The sequence below is a fragment of the Bacillus sp. SIMBA_026 genome, assembly GCF_046535335.1.
Lineage (GTDB): Bacteria > Bacillota > Bacilli > Bacillales > Bacillaceae > Bacillus > Bacillus velezensis.
The window spans coordinates 1-278 of the sequence record NZ_JAWRWX010000114.1 but is presented as its reverse complement, the minus strand read 5'-3'; the positions used below and the strand labels follow the sequence as shown (position 1 = coordinate 278).

At 66.5% G+C, this 278-nt stretch carries 1 protein-coding gene; it reads right to left on the bottom strand.

Features of this window, described 5'->3' with window-relative positions; all coding sequences use genetic code 11:
* A partial coding sequence (locus SB847_RS20885) for an alpha-hydroxy-acid oxidizing protein (protein WP_410578504.1) occupies positions 1–231 on the bottom strand: 231 nt, incomplete at its 3' end.
* Between the last annotated feature and the right edge of the window lie 47 nt (positions 232–278).

The window sequence follows — 278 nt, the reverse complement described above, 5'->3', positions numbered from 1 at the left end:
CAGCCGGGTGCCGCCTGTGGGCGAGAGAGTCACCGGCATGGCCGAGGGGCCGCCGAGGATGGTGGTGCTGAGGTCGAGGTTGTCCACGGAGCCCCACTTGGGCAGGAAGGACCAGTCGTTGTAGGAGGAGCGGTTGCGGCGGAGTGAAACCTCGTCCTCGCCGCCGCCTTCGATGTATTCGAAGATGCTCTTAGGCAGCCGCTTGACGGCGAGCTTTCGCACGTCTTCCACGCTGTAGCAGCTCCTGGACAAGCGCTCCTCGACCGAGCGGGCGGGGC